Origin of the sequence: Rhizobium sp. RU36D, assembly GCF_900176345.1 — a bacterium.
Taxonomy (GTDB): Bacteria; Pseudomonadota; Alphaproteobacteria; order Rhizobiales; family Rhizobiaceae; genus Allorhizobium.
In genome coordinates, this window is the sequence record NZ_FWXU01000014.1 from 31,692 (window position 1) to 55,099 (window position 23,408).

The 23,408-nt window shown below is 62.8% G+C and carries 25 protein-coding genes and 1 riboswitch; of the genes, 10 read left to right on the forward strand and 15 right to left on the reverse strand.

Features of this window, described 5'->3' with window-relative positions; translation table 11 throughout:
• Positions 1-122 precede the first annotated feature (122 nt).
• On the forward strand, positions 123-518 hold the full coding sequence (locus B9A97_RS17230; protein WP_084366600.1) for a hypothetical protein: 396 nt from the start codon (positions 123-125) through the stop codon (positions 516-518).
• 144 nt (positions 519-662) lie between these two features.
• On the opposite strand, the gene B9A97_RS17235 is transcribed toward B9A97_RS17230, so the two are convergent.
• A complete protein-coding gene (locus B9A97_RS17235; RefSeq protein WP_084366601.1) occupies positions 663-2,552 on the reverse strand; it encodes a bifunctional sugar phosphate isomerase/epimerase/4-hydroxyphenylpyruvate dioxygenase family protein in 1,890 nt (629 codons plus the stop codon).
• Between the two features lie 250 nt (positions 2,553-2,802).
• Between B9A97_RS17235 and B9A97_RS17240 the strand changes: the two genes are divergently transcribed.
• The 3 genes from B9A97_RS17240 to B9A97_RS17250 all read left to right on the forward strand — a co-directional run bounded on the left by B9A97_RS17240 (position 2,803) and on the right by B9A97_RS17250 (position 4,149).
• Entirely contained in the window at positions 2,803-3,456 is a 654-nt protein-coding gene (locus B9A97_RS17240) for a TetR/AcrR family transcriptional regulator (protein WP_084366602.1), read from the forward strand.
• A 108-nt stretch (positions 3,457-3,564) separates the two neighbouring features.
• The gene (locus B9A97_RS17245) at positions 3,565-3,831 is read left to right on the forward strand and encodes a type II toxin-antitoxin system ParD family antitoxin (protein WP_084366603.1); all 267 of its coding nucleotides are present in this window, start codon (positions 3,565-3,567) and stop codon (positions 3,829-3,831) included.
• A gap of 3 nt (positions 3,832-3,834) precedes the next feature.
• Positions 3,835-4,149, forward strand: a complete 315-nt coding sequence (locus B9A97_RS17250; protein WP_084366604.1) for a type II toxin-antitoxin system RelE/ParE family toxin — start codon at positions 3,835-3,837, stop codon at positions 4,147-4,149.
• Between the two features lie 22 nt (positions 4,150-4,171).
• Here the strand turns inward: B9A97_RS17250 and B9A97_RS17255 are convergent, their stop codons facing one another.
• Both B9A97_RS17255 and B9A97_RS17260 read right to left on the reverse strand, forming a co-directional pair.
• Entirely contained in the window at positions 4,172-5,113 is a 942-nt protein-coding gene (locus tag B9A97_RS17255; protein ID WP_084366673.1) for an ABC transporter substrate-binding protein, read from the reverse strand.
• Positions 5,113-5,898, reverse strand: coding sequence for an ABC transporter permease (locus tag B9A97_RS17260; protein WP_084366605.1), 786 nt, complete (start codon positions 5,896-5,898; stop codon positions 5,113-5,115). Before B9A97_RS17260 ends, B9A97_RS17255 begins: the two co-directional genes overlap by 1 nt.
• Before the next feature lie 137 nt (positions 5,899-6,035).
• Positions 6,036-6,138: riboswitch (TPP riboswitch) on the reverse strand.
• Between the two features lie 132 nt (positions 6,139-6,270).
• Between B9A97_RS17260 and B9A97_RS17265 the strand changes: the two genes are divergently transcribed.
• Positions 6,271-6,888, forward strand: coding sequence for a hypothetical protein (locus tag B9A97_RS17265; RefSeq protein ID WP_143530544.1), 618 nt, complete (start codon positions 6,271-6,273; stop codon positions 6,886-6,888).
• Positions 6,889-6,895: 7 nt separating this feature from the next.
• Here B9A97_RS17265 and mmsB read toward each other — a convergent pair whose 3' ends face one another.
• From mmsB to B9A97_RS17280, 3 genes are read right to left on the reverse strand one after another with little or no spacing between them, the layout of a single operon-like run.
• A complete protein-coding gene (gene mmsB / locus B9A97_RS17270; protein WP_084366607.1) occupies positions 6,896-7,786 on the reverse strand; it encodes a 3-hydroxyisobutyrate dehydrogenase in 891 nt (296 codons plus the stop codon).
• A gap of 14 nt (positions 7,787-7,800) precedes the next feature.
• The gene (locus B9A97_RS17275) at positions 7,801-8,880 is read right to left on the reverse strand and encodes an enoyl-CoA hydratase/isomerase family protein (RefSeq protein WP_179145321.1); all 1,080 of its coding nucleotides are present in this window, start codon (positions 8,878-8,880) and stop codon (positions 7,801-7,803) included.
• Between the two features lie 4 nt (positions 8,881-8,884).
• The gene (locus tag B9A97_RS17280) at positions 8,885-10,033 is read right to left on the reverse strand and encodes an acyl-CoA dehydrogenase family protein (RefSeq protein ID WP_084366608.1); all 1,149 of its coding nucleotides are present in this window, start codon (positions 10,031-10,033) and stop codon (positions 8,885-8,887) included.
• Positions 10,034-10,133: 100 nt separating this feature from the next.
• Here B9A97_RS17280 and B9A97_RS17285 point away from each other — a divergent pair, with 100 nt between their 5' ends.
• Positions 10,134-11,042 carry a LysR family transcriptional regulator gene (locus B9A97_RS17285; protein ID WP_084366609.1) on the forward strand — a complete coding sequence of 303 codons (909 nt, stop codon included), beginning with the start codon at positions 10,134-10,136 and terminating at the stop codon, positions 11,040-11,042.
• Positions 11,043-11,081: 39 nt separating this feature from the next.
• Here the strand turns inward: B9A97_RS17285 and B9A97_RS17290 are convergent, their stop codons facing one another.
• From B9A97_RS17290 to speB, 8 genes are all read right to left on the reverse strand, one after another.
• The gene (locus B9A97_RS17290) at positions 11,082-11,861 is read right to left on the reverse strand and encodes a carbon-nitrogen hydrolase family protein (protein ID WP_084366610.1); all 780 of its coding nucleotides are present in this window, start codon (positions 11,859-11,861) and stop codon (positions 11,082-11,084) included.
• A 10-nt stretch (positions 11,862-11,871) separates the two neighbouring features.
• Complete coding sequence (locus B9A97_RS17295; RefSeq protein WP_084366611.1) at positions 11,872-12,672, reverse strand: ABC transporter permease; 801 nt, start codon at positions 12,670-12,672, stop codon at positions 11,872-11,874.
• Positions 12,669-13,523 (reverse strand): ABC transporter permease, encoded by an 855-nt coding sequence (locus tag B9A97_RS17300; protein WP_084366612.1) that lies wholly within the window; start codon positions 13,521-13,523, stop codon positions 12,669-12,671. Before B9A97_RS17300 ends, B9A97_RS17295 begins: the two co-directional genes overlap by 4 nt.
• On the reverse strand, positions 13,520-14,554 hold the full coding sequence (locus tag B9A97_RS17305) for an ABC transporter ATP-binding protein (protein WP_084366613.1): 1,035 nt from the start codon (positions 14,552-14,554) through the stop codon (positions 13,520-13,522). The genes B9A97_RS17300 and B9A97_RS17305 overlap by 4 nt, the downstream gene beginning before the upstream one ends.
• 42 nt (positions 14,555-14,596) lie before the next feature.
• Positions 14,597-15,031: a type II toxin-antitoxin system VapC family toxin gene (locus B9A97_RS17310; protein ID WP_084366614.1), complete on the reverse strand. Its 435-nt coding sequence runs from the start codon at positions 15,029-15,031 to the stop codon at positions 14,597-14,599.
• Positions 15,028-15,276 (reverse strand): type II toxin-antitoxin system Phd/YefM family antitoxin, encoded by a 249-nt coding sequence (locus tag B9A97_RS17315; RefSeq protein WP_084366615.1) that lies wholly within the window; start codon positions 15,274-15,276, stop codon positions 15,028-15,030. The genes B9A97_RS17310 and B9A97_RS17315 overlap by 4 nt, the downstream gene beginning before the upstream one ends.
• Before the next feature lie 109 nt (positions 15,277-15,385).
• The gene (locus tag B9A97_RS17320) at positions 15,386-16,474 is read right to left on the reverse strand and encodes an ABC transporter substrate-binding protein (protein ID WP_084366616.1); all 1,089 of its coding nucleotides are present in this window, start codon (positions 16,472-16,474) and stop codon (positions 15,386-15,388) included.
• A 67-nt stretch (positions 16,475-16,541) separates the two neighbouring features.
• Positions 16,542-17,597, reverse strand: a complete 1,056-nt coding sequence (gene speB / locus B9A97_RS17325; RefSeq protein WP_084366617.1) for an agmatinase — start codon at positions 17,595-17,597, stop codon at positions 16,542-16,544.
• Positions 17,598-17,766: 169 nt separating this feature from the next.
• Between speB and B9A97_RS17330 the strand changes: the two genes are divergently transcribed.
• The gene (locus tag B9A97_RS17330) at positions 17,767-18,786 is read left to right on the forward strand and encodes a LysR substrate-binding domain-containing protein (protein ID WP_084366618.1); all 1,020 of its coding nucleotides are present in this window, start codon (positions 17,767-17,769) and stop codon (positions 18,784-18,786) included.
• 42 nt (positions 18,787-18,828) lie between these two features.
• Positions 18,829-19,989 (forward strand): aminotransferase, encoded by a 1,161-nt coding sequence (locus B9A97_RS17335; RefSeq protein ID WP_084366619.1) that lies wholly within the window; start codon positions 18,829-18,831, stop codon positions 19,987-19,989.
• Between the two features lie 250 nt (positions 19,990-20,239).
• Here the strand turns inward: B9A97_RS17335 and B9A97_RS17340 are convergent, their stop codons facing one another.
• Positions 20,240-21,346, reverse strand: a complete 1,107-nt coding sequence (locus B9A97_RS17340; protein WP_084366675.1) for a LacI family DNA-binding transcriptional regulator — start codon at positions 21,344-21,346, stop codon at positions 20,240-20,242.
• Between the two features lie 115 nt (positions 21,347-21,461).
• Between B9A97_RS17340 and B9A97_RS17345 the strand changes: the two genes are divergently transcribed.
• Both B9A97_RS17345 and kduI read left to right on the forward strand, forming a co-directional pair.
• Positions 21,462-22,574, forward strand: coding sequence for a beta-galactosidase BglB (locus B9A97_RS17345; protein ID WP_084366620.1), 1,113 nt, complete (start codon positions 21,462-21,464; stop codon positions 22,572-22,574).
• Positions 22,571-23,407, forward strand: coding sequence for a 5-dehydro-4-deoxy-D-glucuronate isomerase (kduI, locus tag B9A97_RS17350; protein ID WP_084366621.1), 837 nt, complete (start codon positions 22,571-22,573; stop codon positions 23,405-23,407). Before B9A97_RS17345 ends, kduI begins: the two co-directional genes overlap by 4 nt.
• Position 23,408 lies beyond the last annotated feature (1 nt).

Genomic DNA, 23,408 nt, shown 5'->3' on the forward strand with positions numbered 1-23,408 from the left:
GCGGAAATCAATTCAACGATATCAGCAAATTAGCACTGGACATCAAGGCTTCATTAAGACAGATCGCTTAGCTCGCCATGCCCGGCCTATGCCGGCCATGAAAAGAGTGATTAGTAAAGCCCATGTCGATGCCAATGCCCAATGCCTCTACCCAGGTTTTCCTCAAGAAAATCTCCTCCTTCTGCGAGCAGCGTCTCGCCCCCCACTTCTCCGCTACCGACTACGAGAATATCCGCTGTTACATGCTGGGGCTCGTTGCCCGTGGCGTGATGCCGCCGCACCATGGCGGCAAGATCGACTGGCAGGAAATTGCCGTCGCCTGCAATCTGGAAGGCGAGAGCCTTGCCGAAGCCAAGCGCCAGACGCTGCACGGCTTTGCCGCCATCACCCGCTGGCACAATGATGCCCGCAAGTCTGCAGAACGGGCCAGAACCGCCCGCGCCCGCGGCGCCCAGGCCGCGCTGGATCGCGCACGCCGCGAAAAGACCAACCCCATGCGCCTTGCCAGCAGGGCCTGATAGGCCGCCTGCAAAAGCCGCCGCGTCTCAGCTTGACGCGCCCGACCGAGCAATAACACCCAGGCACCGAGGCCGGTTCTTCCCTCACGCAGTTGCAGTATGGGAGAGCCGGTCGGTCCGCCCGAAACGACTTGGTTTCCGCCGCTATTCCCGCGGCATGCCCTCCGGCCTCAACTCCTTCTTCAGCGCCGCAATCCGGAAGATGGCATTGGGGGCGCCGTAGCCCTTGTAGCCGCGCCTCTCGACGATTTCGAAGAAGAAGCCTTCACCAAGGGTGCGGCTGTAGAGCTGGAAATATTCCCCATGATCGTCGCGGTCGTAGAGGATGTTGTGCGCCTTCAGCTGCTCGGTCAGTTCAGGGGCAAGGCCGAAGCGGGCTTCTACGTCGCCATAATAATTGGGAGAGATCGCCAGTGGCTTGAAGCCATTGGCCTTCAGCGCTTCGGCGGTGGCGAAGATGTCGTCCGTGTGGAAGGCGAGGTGCTGCACGCCGGAGCCGAATTTCTCAGCCAGAAAATGGCCCGCCAGGGTGCGGCGGTTCTCCGCGCCGTTGAGCGTGATCCGGAGGGAACCCTCGGTGTTCTCCACCACCTGGCTGCGCACCACCCCGGCCGGATCGATGATGTCGACCATCGGCGTCTTGTGGGTGGCAAACAGCGAGGTGTAGAACAACAGCCAGGTCAGCATCTCCTCATAGCCCACGGTCTGGGCCACATGGTCGACATGCCGCAGATGGGTGGTCTGCACGGGAACGTCGTCCTCCACGGGACGGAAATCGATTTCGGAAAAGCGTCCGAGATCGCTCGCCTCGTCCAGCAGGTAAATGAGGCCGCCGCCGACGCCGCGGATCGCGGGCAGTTCCAGTTCGCCTGGCCCCGGCTCCTGCACGAAGGGCTCGCCGCCCAGCGCCAGCGCACGCTCGCGGGCGGCCTTGGCGTCATCCACCATCAGCGCCACGGCATAGGCCGAGGTGCCATGCACGGCATAGGAAGCGCTGGCAAAGCCGGAGTTTTCGGTATTCACCAGGATACGGATGTCGTTCTGGCTATAGACTTCGACCTTCTTGCTGCGATGGACTGCGGTCTTGGAAAACCCGAGAATGCGCAATATGCCGATCAGGTTTTCGGCATCGGTCTCGTCCGCGGCGAATTCCACGAAGGCGACACCCTTGACGACGGCGCGATCCGGCATCGGCGTCACCGTCAGGCTCTCGCTTTCGGGCCGGCGGCGCACCTGGTCGCCGAGCCAGATCAGCGAACGATGGCCATCCACCGCGATCGCCTTGGGCGAGCCGCCGCGGAACTGGTCGTTGAAGATCTCCAGCGAGAAATAGCCGTCATAGCCGGTTGCGGCGATCGCTGCGGTGAAGTCCGTCACAGCCAGGTCGCCCTCGCCCGGCATGTTGCGAAAATGCCTGGACCAGTAGAGCAGGTCCATGTCGATCAGCGGCGCATCGGCCAGTTGCACGATGAAGATCTTGTCCTTCGGGATAGAGCGGATCGACTTGATGTCGATCTTGCGCGACAGCGTGTGGAAGCTGTCGAGGATCAGGCCGATATTGGGATGGTCGGCACGGCGCACGATCTCCCAGGCGTCGCGATGGTCGCTGATGTGCCGACCCCAGGCCAGCGCCTCGTAGCCGACCTTCAGGCCGCGTTTCGCCGCCCGTTCGCCCAGCTCATGAAAATCGGCCGCGGCCCGGTCGATGCCCCCTAGTGAGACCGGCGAGACATTCGAGCAAACCAGGACCAGGTCGGTGCCCAACTGCTGCATGATGTCGAACTTTCGTTCGGCCCGATCGAATGTGCGGCTGCGATGCGGCTCCGGCATGCCCTCGAAATCGCGGAAGGGCTGGAACAGCGTGATCTCCAGGCCGAAATCCCGCACCATCCGGCCGACATCGGCGGGACTGCCATCAAAGGCCAGGAAATCATTCTCGAAGATTTCGACGCCGTCGAAGCCGGCGCGGGCGATTGCGGCAAGCTTTTCCGGCAATTCCCCGCTGATCGATACTGTTGCGATCGAGGTTTTCATGCGTCCTCCCGGAGAAATCCTTGCGCCATCTAACGGCAAGCCATGGCGCATGTGGCGCGGCATGGTCCTCTCTCGCCGGGTTCGGCCTCGCCAGTGGATCTGGCTTGAGGTTCTCATTCTGTCTGCAAATGAATAATGTACCAATTAGTACATGTCAATGTGACGATGCGGCGGCTCGATTGAAACGGTTGAGCATTCTGGATAGAAAGAAGCGATAGCCTGCCGCCGCCCGCCTTCGAAGTGAGACACCATGACAGACGCCACGCGCAAGCTGCGCAAGAACGACCCGGAGAAGACGCGCGAGGATATCCTGGCGGTCGCCACCGAGGAGTTTTCCGAGTTTGGGCTATCGGGGGGCCGGGTGGATGCCATCGCGGAGAAGACGCGCACCTCCAAGCGCATGATCTACTACTACTTCGGCAGCAAGGAAGGGCTTTATCTGGCTGTTCTGGAAAAGGCCTACCGCAAGATCCGATCGCTGGAAGCCGATCTTGAGCTTTCCGGAATGCCGCCGGCTCAAGCCCTGAAAACGCTGATTTCCACGACCTTCGACCATGACGAGCGCAACCCGGATTTCGTGCGGCTGGTGTCGATCGAGAATATTCACCATGCCGTCCATATGCAGCGCTCGACCGAGCTTCGCGACGTCAACCTGTCGATCATCAGCACCATGACCGAGATCCTCGAGCGCGGCCGCGCCGACGGCACCTTCCGCCGCGACGTCGATGCCATCGACCTGCATATGCTGATCAGCGCCTTCTGCTTCTTCCGCGTCTCGAACCGCCACACCTTCGGCACCATCTTCCAGCGCGATTTGTCCGAGCCGCAATATTATGACCGGCACAAGCAGATGATCTCGGACGCGGTGCTGAGCTATCTGACGACCGCGGCACAGGAGGCGTGACGGGGTTCTTGGCAGATGGGCGGAGGGGGCGCTTGCCAGAATGGCCGCAACTATTGCCATCGATCCGCTGCTGGCACATATTCAGGCTTGTCGGAAAGGACAAACCTCATGCCACATGTCGCTCTCGGTAGCCATTACGAAGAATTCGTGCGCAAACAGCTTGAGTCCGGGCGTTTCAGCGATGCCAGCGAGGTTGTTCGTGCGGGTTTGCGGCTGCTGGAAGATTTGGAGCAGGCCCGTGATCGCTGGATCGATGAGGAAATTCCAGCGCGTTACGATGATATGATGCGAGATCCTTCCTTGGCTGTTTCCGCTGAAAGCGTTCGCGCCCGGTTCGATGCCAAGCGCAAACGGGATGCGGGGCAAGCCGAATAAGGTATGGCTTTCCGTGTCGTTTATCACCCACAGGCCGAAGCCGAGCTCGATACCCTCTATGCCGATATAGCTCTCTCCGCCGGCGCCCGTGTCGCCGGCGATTTTGTTGACGGCCTGATCAGCTACATCGAATCTCTCGAGACATTTCCCGAACGCGGAACCGTGCGGGAAAGCCGCATTACAGGCCTGCGGATCATCGGATACCGCCGAAGCGTCAGCATCGCCTTCGCTGTCAGGGACGAAGATGTCCTCATACTCGGTGTTTTCGCGCGGGGCCGAAACATCACGGAAGCCACCCTGAGCGAAAGAGACGGCTGACAGAACCCGTTTCGTCTCGCCCTTACCGCAGCTCCACCGCAATCGCCTCCACGTCAGGCGCCGCCTTCACCAAACCGCTCTCCGCCAGGAAGGCGCCGAACCGCGCGTAGCGGGCGCGATCCAGCGCGGCCGGCCGCTTGGCGAAACGGGGCAGCGTGTCGGTGAAGGCTTGGGCGTTCAGCGTGTCTTCAAGATTGGGATAGGCCTTGACGAACAGCTGCCAGGCCTCCTCAGGATGGTTGGTGAGGTAGACGGCGGCCTTCTCGACGGCATGGAGGAAGCGCGGCAGGCGCGGATCGGCAATGAGATCGTTGCGGGTGACGAAGATCAGCTCGTCATACACGGGAACGCCGTGTTCCTCGGGAAAGAAGGCGCGGCCTTCATGGCCTTCGATCCGCATCTGCGTCAGTTCGAAATTGCGAAAGCCGCCCAGCGTCGCATCGACCTTGCCCGCAATCAGTGAGGGCGAGAGCGAGAAGTTCACGTTGATCAGCTCCACATCCGCCTTGGTGAGGCCGGCCGAGGCCAGCATCCGGCCCAGCATGGCATCCTCAAAGCCGCTGACCGAATAGCCGACACGCTTGCCCTTCAGATCCGCCAGTGTCTTGATCGCGCCGTCCGCCAGCACCGTCACCGTATTCAGCGGCGTTTCCACCAGCGTGCCGAAGCGCTTCAGCGGCAGGCCCGCCTCATGGTCGAGATAAAGATTAGGCTGGTAATGCACGCCGATATCGGCCTGCCCGGCAGAAACGAGCCGCGGCACGGCGGAGGGGTCGGATGGTGGGATCAGTTCCACCTCAAGTCCCTCCTCGGCAAAGAAGCCCTTTTCGGCGGCAATCACCATCGGCGCGTGATCGGGATTGACGAACCATTCGAGCAGCACTGTCAGCCGGTCGGCGGCCGCGGCTGGAACGGCCGGCAGCAGGGCGAGCGCGAGCGTGAGTGATGTCAGAGCTTTGCGGATCATGTCGTTGATCTCCAGAGGGGATGCGGGGAAGCGGGATGTCCCTGGGTTTCCATGGCCCAGGGCGTGAGGTGGCGCGTCGCGCGATCGACGGCGGACCGCATGACGACGGTCAGCGCGGCAAGCACGGCCATGGCGGCAAAGACGGTATCGGTCTGCATGCGGGCATTGGCCTGGACCATGACGAAGCCGAGGCCGCCCGAGGCGCCGACCCATTCGCCGATGACGGCACCGAGCGGGGCCAGCGGGGCGGCGACCCGCAGGCCGGTGGCAAGGCCGGGCAGGCCGAGCGGCAGGCGGATATGAATGAGCATCTGCCAGTGGCTGGCCTTCGTCAGTGCCGCGGCGTCAAGCAACTCGCGCGGCGTGCGGTTGAGACCGTCGGCAAAGGCGGAAGCCACGGGAAAGAAGATGATCAGCGTGGTCATCGCCACCTTCGACGCCATGCCGAAGCCCAGCCAGAGCACCAGCACGGGTGCCAGCACGAATACCGGAAAGGCCTGCAACACCAGCACCATGGGCCAGGCAAGCCGCCCCACCCGCGGCAAGGCCGCGACCGCAAAGGCAACGCCCGCGCCAACGAAACTGCCGGCGGCGAAACCCAGCAGGATTTCCGCTGATGTGATGAGCGCGTGTTCCGCGAGAAAGGCCGGCTGCCGTGCAAGTGCCTGTAGCACGCCGGCCGGCGACGGCAGGATATAGCGCGGCGGCTGAAAACCGGAGACCACGGCCTGCCACAGCCCGAGCAACAGCGCGAGCGACAGGCCTGTATGGAGGAGGCGCATGGCTTCAGCCCTTGCGCCGTCGCTCTTTCGGTATCAGCGCGGGATTGCGCGTCGTGGGTGTCGATGGCAATGGCATATCAAGATCTCCCGATAGATATCACGGAGATCCAGGCAAAGCGGAGAAGAGAAAGTGGCGCGAGATAGCCGTTTTCCGTTCCTACGCCGGCATGACCCGGATCAGGTTCAAGGGTCCGGCTCACCGCCATCTCAGCATCGTTCGATGCCCCCCTCGGAATGGAGGCGAAAGTGGCGCAACGGGGTGGGGATGTCAACGGGGTTGTGGTGCGGCATCCCCGGACTTGCCATGGCCTGCCACGCGTGTTTTTTTGTCGCGTATTCCAATTTTCACACGGGGAGCGGGCCGGAGTGTCGTTGAAACAGCGTGCAAGAGTGAGTTCAGCAGCGGCCATAGTCGCGCTGGCAGCCACGCCATCCCTTGCGGACAGGATTGGCGATTATGAAGCCAACGAAACCGGAATATACTTCTTTGTCGACGTTGACGAAGAATATGTAAAATTCTCCTGCGAATTCTCTGAGAATTTCCGTAGCGACTACCTGCAGATCTTCGTTCCGCTGAAGCCAGCCACCTTACATGCTGCAACCGCGGAACAGGATGCGGCAGACGAGTCTTATCCAGGCTACACAAATTATTCGGTTGAGAGGTTTGCACTCTACCTGTCCTTCACGACGAAAGCCGAGAAAGGACAGCATCCCATTGATGACGAATATATATTGCGCCTCGAAGAAATAACCTATGCAAACGATATGAACTATGACGGCGAATATGTGTGGGGGAGCAGATTTTTGATGTCTGCGGCGAATGCCAAGACGCTCATTGAAGTCCTCAGGACCAGTCCCAAGGCGGTTCTGCGTATAAATTCCTGGAACAAGACACTGGTGGAATATCCACTGCCGGAAAACGGCAAGAGCGCGGCGTTTGAAAGCTACAAGTCCTCGCCGTGCTGGAGCGTACAAAAACCGAAGAGCTAAGCGGCCTCTACGCCGCCCCCTGCTCTCGGAAAAACTTCACGATGGCGGAAAAGTCCTCCCCGCCATGGCCGAGCTTTTCGAACAGGCCGTAGAGCTGGGCGGCCTGGGCGCCCAGCGGCGTGGTGGCGCCGCTGGCGAGTGCCGCTTCCTGGGCAAGGCGCAGGTCCTTCAGCATCAGTGCGGTGGCGAACCCCGGTTTATAGTCGTTGTTGGCAGGCGATGTGGGCACCGGACCGGGCACCGGGCAATAGGTGTTGATGGACCAGCACTGGCCCGAGGAGGTGGAGGCAACATCGAACAGCGCCTGGTGCGACAGGCCGAGTTTCTCGCCCAGCACAAAGGCTTCGCCGACGGCGGCCATGGTGACGCCGAGGATCATGTTGTTGCAGATCTTGGCGGCCTGTCCCGAACCGGCGGCGCCGCAATGAACGATGCGCTTGCCCATGGCCTCCAGCACGGGTTTGCCCCGCGCGAAACTCTCGTCGGGACCGCCGACCATGAAGGTCAGCGTCGCTGCCGCCGCACCGCCGATGCCGCCGGAGACCGGCGCGTCAAGCGAAAGACAGCCCTTGTCCGCGGCAAGCGCGTGGGCCTTGCGGGCGCTGTCCACGTCGATGGTCGAGCAATCGATTAGCAGCGTGCCGGGAGAAACAAGCGCCACAAGTTCCGACCAGACTCCCAGCACATGGCGGCCGGCGGGCAGCATCGTGATGACGACAGAGGCGCCGGATACGGCCTCGTCCAGTGTTGCAAAGACCTGGATGCCGGCCTTTGCGGCCATATCTCGCGATGCTTCGGACAGGTCGAAGCCGCGCACGGCATGGCCCGCCTTCACCAGATTGGCCGCCATCGGCCCGCCCATATTGCCGAGGCCGACAAAGGCCGTCACGCTTTTCATGGCTGTCTCTCCCGCTATGGCCGCCCGAATGGCGGCTCTTGGTGTGGCTTAAAGAAGGGTGCGATGGTCCCCTCGGTGACTTCGGCCAGGCTTGCCGGCTGCCAGCGTGGATTGCGGTCCTTGTCGATGACCGCGGCGCGCACGCCCTCATGAAAATCGCCGAGTGTCAGGATCTGGGCGGAGCCGGCGAATTCCCTGTTCAGGCATTCCTCAAGACTTGGCGAGCCGCGCGCCAGCCGCAGCATCCGGAGCGCGATTTTCAACGCGGTCGGCGAGCGGGAATTGAGCACGCCGAGAATGCGTGCCGCAAACGCCCCCTCTTCCTGCTCCAGCGCCGCCAGAATGCCCTCTACCGTCTCATGAGCAAAGACCCGGTCGATCATCGCCCGGTCCGCATCACTAACAGGGGATGGCGGCGGCGTTTGCACAAAACGGGCGATCGCCGCGCTGACGGCGCCGGCACCTCCGCCGGGAGGGACGGCGGACAGCGCCTCGCGCAGCGCGGCGATCTTCTCTGATGGCACGAAAGCGTCTGCAAGACCGACACGGATAGCGTCATCGGCGCCGATGATCTCGCCCGTGAGGCCCATGAACAGGCCGAATTCGCCCGGCTTGCGCGTCAATAGCCAGGTCGCGCCGACATCGGGAAAGAAGCCAATCCCCGTTTCCGGCATGGCGAGCCGCAACCGCTCGGTGACGATGCGGTGGCTGCCATGGGCTGATATGCCGACGCCGCCGCCCATGGTGATGCCGTCCATGATGGCGATGTAGGGTTTCGGGAAATGGCTGATACGGGCATTCATGCGGTATTCGTCGCGCCAGAAGGCCGCGGCCTGGGCTGTCTTGCCCGCCTTCACGCTCTCCAAGACCTGCCGGATATCGCCGCCGGCGCATAACCCGCGCTCGCCCGCGCCGCAGACCAGCACGGCGGCGACGCTTGGCTCGCCTTCGAACCGGGTGAGCGCGGCATCGACCGCCTGCACCATCTCATAGGTCAGGCTGTTCAAGGCCTTTGGCCTGTTGAGCGTGATCACGCCGAGGGAGCCGGTCTGCTCGACCAGGACATGGTTTTCGGTATTCAAATCCGCGGTCATGACATTATCCGTTTCTGTGGCCGAGGACCGCCCTGGCGATGATCAGGCGCATGATCTCGTTGGTGCCCTCGAGGATCTGGTGGACGCGAAGATCCCGGACGATCTTCTCGATGCCGTATTCGCTGAGATAGCCATAGCCGCCATGCAGTTGCAGCGCCTGGTTGGCCACCTCGAAACAACAGTCGGTCACCACGCGCTTGGCCATGGCGCAGAGCTTCGTGGCATCGGCCGCGCCGGCATCCAGCGCCACTGCCGCCCGCCACAGGAAGGTGCGGGCCACCTCGAGATCGGTTGCCATGTCGGCCAAGCGGAATTGCAGGGCCTGGAAGCTGTTGAGCTGCTGGCCGAAGGCGCGTCGTTCGCCCATATAGGCCAGCGTCCTGTCAAAGGCCGATTGCGCGCCGCCCAGCGAGGCGGCGGCGATGTTGATGCGGCCGCCGTCAAGCCCGGACATGGCGATGCGAAAGCCCTCCCCCTCCGCGCCTAAGCGGTTTTCAGCGGAAACGCGCACGCGGTCCATGATAACAGCTCGGGTGGGCTGGGCATTCCAGCCCATCTTGCGCTCATTGGCTCCGAAGCTCAGGCCATCGGTTTCACGCGGCACAAGGAAGGCGGAAATGCCGCGCGGGCCAGCCTCGCCGGTACGGGCCATGACGATATAGACATCCGATGTGCCAGCCCCGGAGATGAACTGCTTCTGTCCCGTCAGCACGTAGTGGTCACCATCGCGCTCCGCGCGGGTGGCAAGTGCCGCCGCATCAGAGCCGGCGCCGGGCTCCGTCAGGCAATAGCTCGTCAGTTGTTGCATGGTCACGATGCCGGGCAGCCACTGGGCGCGCTGCGCCTCGCTGCCGAACCTGTCGATCATGCCGGCGCACATGTTGTGGATCGAGATATAGGCGGCAATCGACGGACAGCCCGTGGCCAGCGCCTCGATGATGACGACCTGATCCAGCCGACCAAGGCCGGAGCCGCCGACATCCTCGCGCACGGTGATACCGCCCATGCCGAGAGCCGCGGCCTTTCGCAGGGTCTCCACCGGGAAATGCTTGTCGCGATCCCAATCCAGCGCAAAAGGTGCAAGCTCGTCCGCCGCAAACCCGCGCGCCATCTCGGCAATTGCCGCCTGCTCTTCGCTCAGGCCAAAATTCATGCTGCCCCCAGGTTCCTCCAAACCTATTTTCCACTATGCTTGCATGAAATTTCGCACCGCGATACCGTAAATATCTCACCTCACCTGTGCGGAAATTCGCATGCAGAAGACGATCGATTGGGACCTTCTACGGTCGTTCCTCGCGGTGGCCCGCGCGGGAAAGCTGACCACGGCGGCGAGGCGCCTCAAGATCAACCATGCCACGCTGAGCCGCCGCATCTCGGCGCTGGAAGGCGCGCTCGGCGTGAAGCTGTTCGACCGGGACGTGGCGGGTTATCGGCTGACCCCGCAGGGGGAGCGTCTTGTGGCGCGGGCAGAGGACATGGAAACCTCGGTCTTCGGGGCGCAAACCTCGATCGCGGAGGAAAGTGCGGCGGTCTCGGGCACGGTCAGGATCGGTTCTCCCGATGGCTTCGGCACGGCCTTCCTGGCGCCCCGGATCGGCGCGCTCTGCCAGATGCATCCGGAGCTCGATATCGACCTTGTGGCCATGCCGCGCAGCTTCAACCTGTCCAAGCGGGAGGCGGATATCGCCATCGGCCTCTCCCAGCCGCAGGCCGAGCGCCTGCAGGGGCGCAAGCTCACGGATTACGAGCTGGGCGTCTATGGTGCGGCGGCCCGGGCGGCGGATTGGCAGGACCTGAAGACCAGCGACGACCTCGCCCGCCATCCCTTCATCAGCTATATCGATGACCTGATCTTCGCGCCGGAACTCGACTATATCCCCTCGATATCCCGATCGATCGCGCCGCGGCTGCGCTCCTCCAGCGTGGTGGCGCAGATGCAGGCAACCGCCTCGGGGCTGGGGCTGTGCGTTCTGCCCTGCTTCCTGGCGGAAGGCGACCGGAGGCTGATGCGCATTCTGCCGCGGGAAGTCAGGCTGATCCGCAGCTTCTGGATAACAGTCCATGCCGATACCCGCAGCATGCCCCGCATCGCGGCCACGGCCGATTTCATTGCAAGACTGGTTCGGGATGCCGAAAGCCTGTTTCTGCCGCCGCAGCCGTGAAGCGACCTTGCTTAAGGAGCCCCACCATCTGTGTGCCGCTCAGTTGCTGGTCACAAGATCAGCGAGATAGGTGTTTTCAGCCCGCGAGCGGGCAAAATTGTCCGGCACGATCTCTGCAATGATCAGCGCCTCGCCCTCGTCCGGACCCTGGCCGAGCAGGCTGCCATCCGGGGCGGCGATACGAGACTGGCCGGCATAGCTGAACTTGGCGTCGGCGCCGCAGTGGTTGACATAGGCGACGAAAACCTGGTTTTCGAAGGCGCGCACCTGGATCATGTGATTGGCGATGAAATTGCCCGACGACCCCTTCGGCAGGGCGGTCGGCACCACCACGAGGTCGGCGCCGGCGAGCGCCAGCCGCCGGACATTTTCCGGAAACTCGACATCGTAGCAGATCAGCATGCCGAACTTCAGGCCGCCATGCTCCACCAGTACGGTGGACGGCTGTTCCGGCGTAAACCAGCTGCGCTCGTAGTCGCCATAAAGATTGGACTTTCGATAGAGCGCTATCTTCCCCTCGCCATCGGTAAAAAGCGCGCTGTTGAAAATCTGTTCGCCCGCCCGCTCGGCGAAACCGGCAACCACGGCGATGCGGTTTTCCCGGGCGATGCGGAACAGGCGTTCACTGACATCACCCATGAAGGTACCGGCCAGATCGGGAAACGCTTCGGCAGCACCGTAGCCTGTGACAGCCAGTTCAGGCGCGACCAGAAGACTGGCTCCATTCGCCGCCGCCTCTTTCGCGGCCCGGGCGATACGCTCCAGATTGGCGTCAACATCACCCGCGACGGCCTGCATCTGCAAGGCGGCTATCTTCATGCTCTCGATCCTATCTGTCGTCTTCCGCCATCGCGCCCAGCAGTTTCGGCAGATCGCCGAACCGGGCGACAAGGCCGAAGATGATCGCCGCGACTGCCACGAACAGGATCGTAACAGAGGCCATGGTCGGCGTGTAGCCATAGCGCAGCGCGTTGAAGATCTTGATCGGCAGCGTTTCCATCACGAAGCCCACGGTCATATAGGCGACGATATACTCGTTCAGCGACAGCACGAAGGCGAAGGCATAACCCGATACCAGATAGGGCAGGATCAGCGGCAGGACCACGGTGCGAAAGATCGTGCGATCGTCAGCGCCCATGGTGGCCGCCGCTTCCACCAGCGAGCGGTCGATGGCGGAAAAGCCGAGCGAGAGCGTCACCAGCGGCAGCGTCACGAAGAAGATCGCATGCGATATGACGGCCGTCCAGGGCTGGCCATAGAAGCCGGTCGTTGCCCAGAAGGTCAGGAGCCCAAGCGCGGTGATAACAGGCGGCAGGGTGAAGGGCGCGACGCCCAGAACCTGGAAGATATTGGCCCAGGGCGCATGACGGCGCCACAGGAACCAGGCCAGCGGCAGCGCGATGGCCAGCGCCACGGCGGCGGACAAGGCCGCCAACGTCAGCGAGGCTATGAGGGCGTTGCGCCATTCCGGATTCCTGAAGATCTCCCCATACCAGGCGAGCGAAAACCCTTGAGGCGGGAAGGCAAGGTTCTGTTTTTCATTGACCGAGACGCCGGCGACGACGATCAGCGGCAAAGCCAGGAACAGGCCGAACATCGCGAAATAGATGCGCTGGGCAAGCGTGTTCATGCTGCCTCTCCCTTGCGTCCGGCATAGAGGGTGAGCGCCACGAGACCCAGCGTCACCAGCACCAGGAACACGGCCATGGCGGCAGCGAAGGGCATGTTGGACTGGTAGATCGCCTGGTCGGTGATCATGACCGAGAGCGTCCAATGTTGCGGCCGGCCTAGGATCTGCGGCAGGAGATAGCTGCCCAGCGCGAAGATGAAGACCATGATCAGCGTGGCGATGATAGTGTTGCGCAGCGCGGGGACGACCACGGTGAAGAAGGCCTTGACCGGCGATGCACCAAGCGTGCGTGCGGCTTCCGTCAGCGTTGGGTCGAGCCGGACGAGAGCGGGATAGAGCACCAGCACAGTATAGGGCAGCGCCTGGTAGACCATCGCGGTCAGCACCGCGCCGAAGCTGGGGTTAAGGGCCACGGGCTTGTCCATCAGGCCGATGGCCACGAACAGATTGGTGATGCCCGCCGTCCTGGAAAACAGGGTGGACCAGGCAAAGCCGATAATGACTTCCGACAGCGACAGGACCGACAGCAGCGCCACCAGCCACAGCACCTGTGCCCGCCGCGACCCGCGCGACAGCAGATAGGTGAAGGGCAGCGCCAGCACCACGCAGCAGATCGCCACCGCCACCGCCAGCCACAGCGAAAAGCCCAGCACCTTGCCGAAGAACAGGCTGAGGAAGCGGGCGTAATTATCGGTGACGAAAGCGGGCGAATAGAAGCCGGCCGGATCGCGCTGGAAGAAGGAGACGGCGATCATGGTGGCGAAGGGAATGACGAAAAACACGATCAGCATGCCCGCCGGAAAGACCAGCGGTCCGTAATCGCCAAGCTTTTGCGGCGCTTCGCGTCTCATGACTTCAGCACCACGCAGGACGCAGGCGATAGCCTCAAGCCCACGGCCTGGCCGACGGCGACATCCGGCTTGGCATGGGGCATCGAGACCGCGACGATCTGCTTGCCGCCCGCCTCGACGAAGGTCTCGATGGTGCCGCCGAGATCACGCACAAAGGTGACGGTTGCCGGGATGGTGGCGCCGCCGGGGGCAGTGAGTTGCACATCTTCCGGGCGGACGGACAGGATGCCCTTCTGCAATCCAGGCGCGGTCAACCCCTCGACCGGGGCGCCGAGCACCCGCACGCGACCGCTGCTGTCGGCTTCGAAATCCAGGAGGTTGGTGGAGCCAATGAAATCGGCCACGAAGGTATCGGCCGGGCGGCGATAGATCTGAACCGGCGGTGCGGCCTGGCGGATCTTCCCGCCGCTCATGACCACAACGGTATCGGCCATGGTCATCGCCTCGCGCTGGTCATGGGTGACGACGATGGTGGTGATACCGAGCCGCTGCTGCAATTGCCTGAGTTCCACCTGCATGGCTTCGCGCAGCTTGGCATCGAGCGCCGACAGCGGCTCATCCAGCAGAAAGAGTTTTGGCGAGATAGCGAGCGCCCGGGCGATCGCGACGCGTTGGCGCTGACCGCCCGAGAGCTTGGTGACCGGGCGGTCGGCATAGCCCGAGAGGTGGATCATGCCGAGCAGTTCCTCAACCCGTTTCTTCTGTTCCTCCTTCGCGGCACCGCGAATGCGCAGCGAATAGGCGATGTTCTCCCCCACTGTCAGATGCGGAAAAAGCGCGAGCGACTGGAACACCATGCCGAGATTGCGCTTGTGAGTCGGCACATGGGTGATGTCTTCTCCGTCAAGCCTGACGGCACCTGACGTCGGCAGATCGAGCCCCGCCACCATGCGCATCAGCGTGGTCTTGCCGCAGCCCGAAGGCCCGAGCAGGCAGACGAAGGTGCCGTGCGGGACGGTCAGGTTCACGCCTTTCACGGCGGTGAAATTGCCGAATTCCTTCGTGACGTTTTCGAGGGTCAGTCCTGACATGGGCTCTTGGGTTCCAGTATCGTAAGGATATGTTTACTATGGTCAAAACGGCGCCAGGCACGCAACCTCAAGGGCTTCGAAATCCTTGATATTTGCCGTGACGACCGTGAGATTGTGGGTTTGGGCGGTTGCAGCGATCAGGAGGTCGGCCAAGTCAGCATTGTGGCCGCGCGCGATCATGGTTCCCTCCAGTCGTCCCGCAGCAAAGGCAACGTCCACGTCTACGACGATGATGCTGTTTTCGTATTGCAGAACAAGACCCTGCAGCCAGGATTGCAGAGCTCGTGCTCTTGCGGGACTGCCACCCTTCACAAGCTCCAGCTTTGTAATCCCCTTCTGAATTTCCAGAATGGTGATCGACGAGAGGAACAGGGCATTTTCCCGAAAACGCTGCCTAAGCCACTCCTCGAAGGATGCCGATGCTCTCCCGTTGTAAAGCAACGAAACGGCATTGGTGTCCAGAAGGTAGCCTTTCAAAGATCCACATCCCGGCTCGGTGACCTGTTGCGCTCAAACACCATGCCGGGCTCGGGAAATGCCTTCAAATGATCGATCAAGTTGAGCTTGGGCTTCTGAGCCACCACGTCAACAGCTGCGCTCTCAACCGGCACCAGCGTCGCCACGGGCTTGCCATCGCGCGTGATGGTGACGCTGCCACCTTTGATCACCTCATCCACGAGTTCGGATAGATCGGATTTCACATCCCGCACGCTCATCGTCATGACTTCGTCTCCAGATGGCCATGAGGCGACATTACCACGCGGGCCGGACGGCTGCAAAAGGAGCAGCCACCTCCTCCCCGCTCAAGGGAGGAGGCGCAATGCAGTCCCGTCAGCCAGCGATCATTTCCGTCCACTTCTGGTTCAGCCAGTCCGACTTGGTCTGGTAGAGGTCGTAGCGGGGGATGATCGGCGCGATGTCGGAGGAAACGGCGGCGAATTCGTCCGCCGTCAGGTCCAGCAGCTCGCGCTTGACCGTGGGCGAGGTGCCTACCTTGCGCGAGAGGGTCGCCTGGATCGCCGGCTGGCACATGTAGTCGATGAAGATATGCGCTTCCTCGCTCTTCTTCGAGGCGCGCGACAGGGCCCAGCAACCGGAATCCTGAATGCCGCCTTCCTTGGGGAAGGTGGAACGAACCGGCTGGCCATCGGCAGCGGCAAGGCCCGTGACGTCATGGTAGTACTGGCCCATTGGGATTTCGCCCGATTTCAGCGCCTGTTCGAACTGGGCTTCGTCGCGATACCAGAGGCGGACATTCGGCTTCACTTCCGCGAGCTTTTCGAAGGCCTTCAGCAGGCCCTCTTCCGTGTCCAGCGCATTGGTGCCGCCGAAATGGGTCTTGGCCGTCACTTCCAGGAGGAAGGAGTTGGAGACAAGCGCCAGAAGGCCGAGCTTGTCGGCATTTGCCGGATCCCACAGAGCTGCCCAGGAGGTGGGCGCCTCCTTGTAGGTGTCGGTATTGGTGACCAGCGTGATGTACCAGGCCACCGCGCCAATGCCGGCGACGCGACCGTCAGGATATTTGTTGACGAAATGGTCGATCAGGTTGCCGCCATTCTTCAGCTTGGCCATGTCGATGGGCGACCAGAGTTCGGTGGCCTGGCCCTTCAGCATGGCGACCTGCGACATCATCGAGAGGTCGGCGGGTGCCTGGCCGGCCTTGGCGGCCTGCTCTAGCTGCACCAGCCAGGCTTCGCCCGTGGGTTCCGCGACAGATTCGACTGCGATGCCGGTTGCCTTGGTGAATTCCGGGAAGATGTTCTTGTCGAACGAATCCTTGAAGTAGCCGCCATAGACGCCGATCTTCAGCGACTTGTCCTGCGCCTTGAGGATTGCCGGCATGGCCAGCATGGAGGCGCCGGCAACGCCTGCGCCCAGCACCGCGCGGCGGCTGAGCCTCGTGTTGATGATATCGCTCATGTCTTTCTCCTGTTGATGCCGCCCGGTTTCGTGCCGGGTCGGCGCGTTCCCACTTGTTGTCAGTTTATCAGGCGGTCTTGGTCACGGAAGGGCTGAAGACCATCAGGCTCAGTATTTCAAACAGCACCTGTGCGCCGGCATGGGCGGTGTTGGCCGTGGCATCATATTGCGGCGCCACTTCGACGACATCGCCGCCGACGAGGTTGATGCCCTTGAGGCCACGGATCAGTTCCAGCACCTCGCGGGTGGTGAGGCCGCCGACTTCGGGCGTGCCGGTGCCCGGCGCAAAGGATGGATCGAGGCTGTCGATGTCGAAGGACAGATAGGTCGGCCCATCGCCGACGATAGCGCGCGCCTTCTCGATGATGGCGGGCATGCCGAGCCCGGTCACCTCTTCCGCATGGATCACCGTCATGCCGGATTCATAGGTGAATTCCCACAGATATTCCGCCGAGCCGCGAATGCCGATCTGCACGGTGCGGGTGGGATCGAGCACGCCGTCCAGCACCGCCTGGCGGAAGGGGCCGCCATGGTGGAACTTGGTGTCCTCGAAGGGCGCGCTGGTATCGCAATGGGCGTCGATATGGATCATGCCCACGGGAGCTTGTCTGCCGACGGCGCGGAGGATCGAATAGCTGATCGAGTGATCGCCGCCCACCGCAAGCGGCGTCACACCGGCATCGACGATCTGGTTGAAGCGCTTCTCGATATCCTCATGCGCCTGTTCCAGCCGGTAGCGGCTGCGTAGCGGCACGTCGCCGATATCGGCCACCTTCAGCTCATGCACCGGCGCGCAGCCCAGCACATGGTTATACGGCCCGATGCGATCGATGGCGCGCAAGGCGCGCGGTCCGAAGCGTGAGCCCGGCCGGTTTGTAACCCCCAGGTCCATCGGCACGCCCGTGATCGCCACTTGCAGATCGCCGAAATCGGGGTTTTGCGCATCCACTTGGCGATAGGGCGCGGAGAGGAAGGTCGGAACGCCGGCAAAGGGTGCCTGTCGGGTGCCGTTGGAAAAGATCTTGTCGCCGACCTTCTGGAAGGCAGGGTCGAAAATCTCGCCATTGCGGCTTTCGCCATATTTCGCCCGGAGGGCTGCCAGCTTGTCTGCATCAAAGGCCATGTGCTTCGTCTTTCCTGTCGCGAGGGCAAGGCGGAAGCGTGCAAGCGCACAAAATTTGGCTCCCCCGGACTTTTGCCCTTGTTTTCACCATATCACCCCAACAAGACTGGAAAATCAATTGACATTGTTATAGCGATTTACGTGAGAAAAACTCACGAGCCATTTTGCCATGCACAGCCGTCTTCCGCCTCTCAATCCGCTGCGCGCCTTCGAAGCAGCGGCCAGGCGTGGATCGGTGTCGGCCGCGGCGCGGGAGTTGAATGTCACCCATGGCGCGGTGAGCCACCAGATCCGCGCGCTGGAAGAATCGCTGGGCGTTGCTCTGTTCGAGCGCGGGGCAAAGCGCCTGAAGCTGACGCCGCAGGCCGCCCTGTTGCTGCCGGCGGTGAGCCAGGCCTTCGGCGAGATTGCGGCAGCGACAGCGATGATGAAGCGTCCCGCCACCAGCGGCGACCTGACGATCACCTGCGTTCCTGCCCTTCTGTCCTTCTGGATCATTCCGCGTCTGCATCGCTTCACCGAGCAGTATCCCGATGTCCGGCTGACGCTGATCGCGGCGAATGATCCGGCCAGGCTGCATTCCCCCGAAGTCGATATCTGCATCCTCTATGGCGACGGCAACTGGGCGGATTGCTGGGCGCGGCTGTGGAGCCATCTCCGGCTGTTTCCGATCGCCAGTCCGACGCTGATCAACTCCAAGCCGCTGCGCTCGATCCGCGATCTCTCCGATCACACGCTGATCCACGGGGATGACGGCCGCGAGTGGAACACCTGGCTGACGGCTGCCGACGCTGTCGATGTCACACGCACCCAGCAGCATTTCATGAGCGATGCCCGGCTTTCGACGGAAGCGGCACTGCATGGCCAGGGCATTGCGCTGGGTGATCCGATCACCGCCGGCAACCTCATCGCGCGGGGCGAGTTGATTGTGCCGTTTGACCTCAGCGTGCCGGCCAATGATGCCTTCTATGTCGCCTGCCGCCCGGCGCTGAGGGCAGCGCCCATCGTCAAGGTCTTCATCGACTGGCTGTTCGCCTCGCTGGAAGCCGACAGCCTGCCGGAGCCGCAGACGTCTGCGCGCACGCTTTTGCGCGGGCGCTCCGGCCGCAGTTCCGAAAGTTTCCAGCCTGTCTCGGCGCCTGCCCCGCGGCGAACCGCACCCGCCAGCAAACGCAAAAGCCGCGCCTAGGGGCTGCGGCCAACACCCTTCAGTCCACTCGAAAGCCACGTCATGCCTATTCTTAATCCGAATGTTACCCGCCTGTCGGCCCCGCCCATTCCCTCCGTCTTTGCCTGGGGCCGCGCCTATGACGGCAGCCGCGGGCCGATGATCGACCTGTCCCAGGCCGTGCCCGGCTATCCGGCTCATCCCGACATGCTCAGGCTGCTCGGCCAGTTTGCCGCTTCGCCGGCCTATACCGGCTACGGGCCGATCGAAGGCGAGACGGTGTTGCGGACGGCCTATGCCGCCCATGTCAGCGAGATCTATGGCGGCGAGATCAAGGCCGGCAATATCCACATCACCTCGGGCTGCAACCAGGCCTTTGCCGCGACCGCCATGGCCGTTGCCGGTCCAGGCGAGACGGTGCTGATGAGCAATCCCTATTATTTCAACCATGAGACGACCTTCCAGATGATGGGCGTCCGGCCACGGCTGGTGAACTGCCCGGCGGAGAGCGGCTTCCTGCCTGACCTGGCCGATATCGCCGCAGCCATCACGCATGATGTCAGGGCGCTGGCGCTGGTTTCGCCCAACAATCCCACCGGAGCGATCTATCCGGAGCCCCTGCTGGAGGCGATCTATGATCTTTGCCGGGAGCGCGGCATCTGGCTGATCCTGGATGAGACCTATCGCGATTTCCTGCCGGATGGCATGACCCGGCCCCATGGACTGTTCGCCAGGCCCGGCTGGCAGGACACGCTGGTCGGCCTCTACAGCTTTTCCAAAAGCTTCTGCATTCCCGGCCATCGGCTGGGTGCGATCACGGCGGGAGAGGCTGTCATCACGGAAGTCGCCAAGGTCATGGACAACCTGCAGATCTGCGCGCCGCGCTCCGCCCAGGCCGCCGTGGCAGAAGCCCTGCCGATGCTCGCCGACTGGCGCGAAGACAACCGACGGGAAATCGGCCGCCGATCGGACGTGCTGAAGGCGACGCTCGGCCAGGGTCCGTGGCAGATTGGCGCCGTCGGCGCCTATTTCGCCTTCGTGCGCCATCCCTTCGACAGCAAATCGTCTGCAGAGGTGGCAGAGCGGCTGGCCAAGGAAAGCGGCATCCTGACCCTGCCCGGCGCCTATTTCGGCAAGGGGCTGGACGGCTATCTGCGCTTTGCCTTCGCCAATTGCGACAGCGAGACCATCGCTTTGCTGGGAGAACGACTGCCGGTGGCTTGAGATGGGGGTTTCCGTGTAGTTGTTGGCTCCGCCACCCCCTCATCCGGCGCTACGCGCCACCTTCTCCCCGCTGGGGAGAAGACAATCCGTCGGCGCTGTCTTCTATAACCTCACCGCTGCCGTCCTGCCGACTTCGACTGTCGGGCGAAAAGGCTGGCGGTTCGTCTTCTCCCCGGCGGGGAGAAGGTGGCGCGTAGCGCCGGATGAGGGGGTGCGAAGCCGACGAGTCCGACCACGTCCGAGCCTCGCTTCAATGCCTCGCCGGTTTAAGGCTCCTCTGCGCAGCTAACGAGTTTGGCTGAGCGCTTACTGCCCGCGCCGGCCCCGTCGAGGCCCTCTCCACCAGATGGCAGGCAAGCTCCACCCGGCGTGGCGGCATGGGCAGGGTCGAGAGATTGTCGCGCAACAGGTCGAGCGCGACGGAGCCGATCTCCTTCATCGGGATATGCATCGTCGTCAGCGGTGGATTCTGGAATGCGGCCTGCGGCAGGTCGTCCATGCCCATGACGGAGACATCGCCCGGCACGGAAAAGCCCATCTGCTGCACGCCCATCATGGCGCCGACGGCGAGGCTATCGCCGGCGGCCAGGACGGCGGTGAAATCCAGGCCGCGCTCGGCGATCCGCTGCGCCACCGCCTGCGCCGCCAGTTCCGGCAGCCAGTCCTCGACCGGCACCACGAGGCTTTCGTCCACCGGCAGGCCGTGATGGCGCAGCGCATCCCGCCACCCCTCATAGCGACGCTCGATCGTGCGACGACCCGGCCGCATGAAAAACAGGATACGCTGGTGGCCCAGCGAAATCAGGTGATCCGTCGCCACCTGCGCGCTGGAGCGGTTGCAGGGGGTTACACTGGATAGCCGCATCAGCGGATCGTCACCGTTGAGCAGCACGACGGGCTTGTCGAAGCCGCGGCTGGCGGCCAGCATGGCCTCGTCATCGACGGTCAGGAACAGGACACCCGCCACATCGGCATCATCGCGGGCTTCGGCCAGCATGGTCAGTTCTTCCGCCCGGTCGGCGATCGGCCGCGTGACGATGTCGAGCCCCAGCACCTGGGCGCGCTCCTTCAGCCCCTCCAGCACGTAAAGCGTGAACTGGTTGCGTACATAGTCGATCATCGCCGCACTGGATGCAGCCAATATCACCTTCTGCCCGGCAACCGCCGTCGGCACGGAATAATTGGCGTTTTTCGCGGCTTCCAGCACCATCTGGCGGATATCGGGCCGCACGCCCTTTTCACCGGCCAGCGCCCGCGACGCGGTGCTGAGCGAGACGTTGCAGGCCGCGGCAATGTCTTCCAGCCGCACGCGGCGGCTCTTCTTGCCGCGTTTTCCGGGCAGTGGCTTTGATGTCATGGTCATCCCCCTGCGCCGAACATGAGAAAAATTTTCAAATTGCGCAAGTCATTTCCTCATGCATTATTTGTCCCAAGGAGCCGCCGATAGAGCGGGGAGATAGGGAGGCATGCCAATGGCCGTCATTGAGGCCATCACTGGCCAGGATATTCGCGTGGGCCTGGATAGGCTCGCGACCGGGATGACCGGTTTGAAGCATGATGGGCGTTTTCACGAGCCCAATCTCGATGGCACCGCCGGTGATTACATCAGTTTCGACAGCTGGGAATGGCCGCAGGGCGTGGGCCTCTATGGCCTGCTGAAGCTCTGGCTGTTCACCGGCCGCGACGACCTCCAGCAGCTGATCGAAGGCTGGTACGACGCCCGCATCAAGGCCGGCCTGCCGAGCCTCAACGTCAATACCACGGCGCCGATGCTGGGCCTCTCCGTGCTCTGGGCCAAGACGCGCGATCCGCGCTGGCAGCCGGTTCTCGATGGCTGGGCCAACCGCTGCATGACCGAGCTTGGCCGCACGCCGGAAGGCGGCTTCGAGCACCACGTCTCCGACAAGATCAATAACAACGAGCTGTGGGACGACACGCTCTATATGGTCGCCCTGTTCCTGGCGAGCTATGGGCAGGCCAGTGGCCGCCGCGAGCTTGTCGTGGAGGCGGAGCGCCAGTTCCTCGTCCACACCCGCTACCTCGCGGATACTGAAACGGGCCTGTGGTTCCATGGCTGGACCTTCGATGGCCGGCACAATTTCGCCCGGGCACGCTGGGCCCGCGGCAATGCCTGGATCACGGCTGGCATTCTCGACCTTATGGACCTCGCCGATATCCAGGAGCCGGTAAAGGGCTATCTGCTCGGCGTCTTGAAGGCGCAGGTCGATGCGCTGCTGCCGCTGCAGGCTCCGTCGGGCGCCTGGCGCACGCTGCTGGACGATCCATCCTCTTATGAAGAGATATCTTCAACCGCCGGCATCGGCTATGGCCTGATGAAGGGCTATCGCCTCGGTCTCGGACCGGTGGAATGGCGCGACGCCGGCTTGAAGGCGCTGGCCGCCGTCATGAAGAACATCGACGCGAGCGGCACGGTGCTGAACGTGTCCTATGGCACCCGTATGGGCCATGACCTGCAGTTCTACCGTGACATTCCGATCCAGCCGACCGGCTATGGCCAGGCGCTGGCCATCCTGTGCCTGCAGGAAGCCCTGCAGCATGTGGGCGAAAACGGAGAGACCCGATGACCATGAACGTGCTCTATGGGGCCGCCCCGCAGGATGTGAAGGCCTATGACACGCAGCAGCTGCGCGATGCCTTCCTGCTGACCGACACCTTCGTCGCCGATCAGGTGAAACTTACCTATACCCATGTCGACCGCCTGATCCTGGGCGGCGCCATGCCGGTCACCAAGACACTCACATTTGGCTCCGGCGCCGATATCGGCACGGAATACCTGCTTTCGGCGCGCGAAATGGGCATCGCCAATCTGGGCGGCGCCGGCACGGTCACGGTCGATGGCACCGCTTATGAAATGGACAATCGCGACGTGCTCTATGTCGGGCGCGGCGCCAAGGAAATCACTGTAGAAAGCCGGTCCTCCCAAGCACCCGCCCGCTTCTACATCAACTCGGTGCCGGCCGGCACCGAGATCCCGCACCGCCTGATCAAAAAGGCCGAGTCCAAGGCCATCGATCTCGGCGAAAACAGGCGCTCCAACAAGCGCCGGCTGGCCATGTATATCCATCCGCAGGTGGCGCCGTCCTGCCTCCTGCTCATGGGCATCACCGATCTGGCCGAAGGCAGCGCCTGGAACACCATGCCGCCCCATGTGCATGAGCGGCGCATGGAGGCCTATTGCTATTTCGATCTCGCGCCGGAAGACCGGGTGATCCACCTGATGGGCCAGCCCGCGGAGACGCGCCATCTCGTGGTGGCGGACGGCAATTGCGTGATCTCGCCGGCCTGGTCGATCCATATGGGCGCCGGCACCGGCCCCTATGCCTTCGTCTGGGGCATGACCGGCGAAAACCAGGAATATAATGACGTGGCCCCTGTGGCGGTGGCGGAACTGAAGTAAG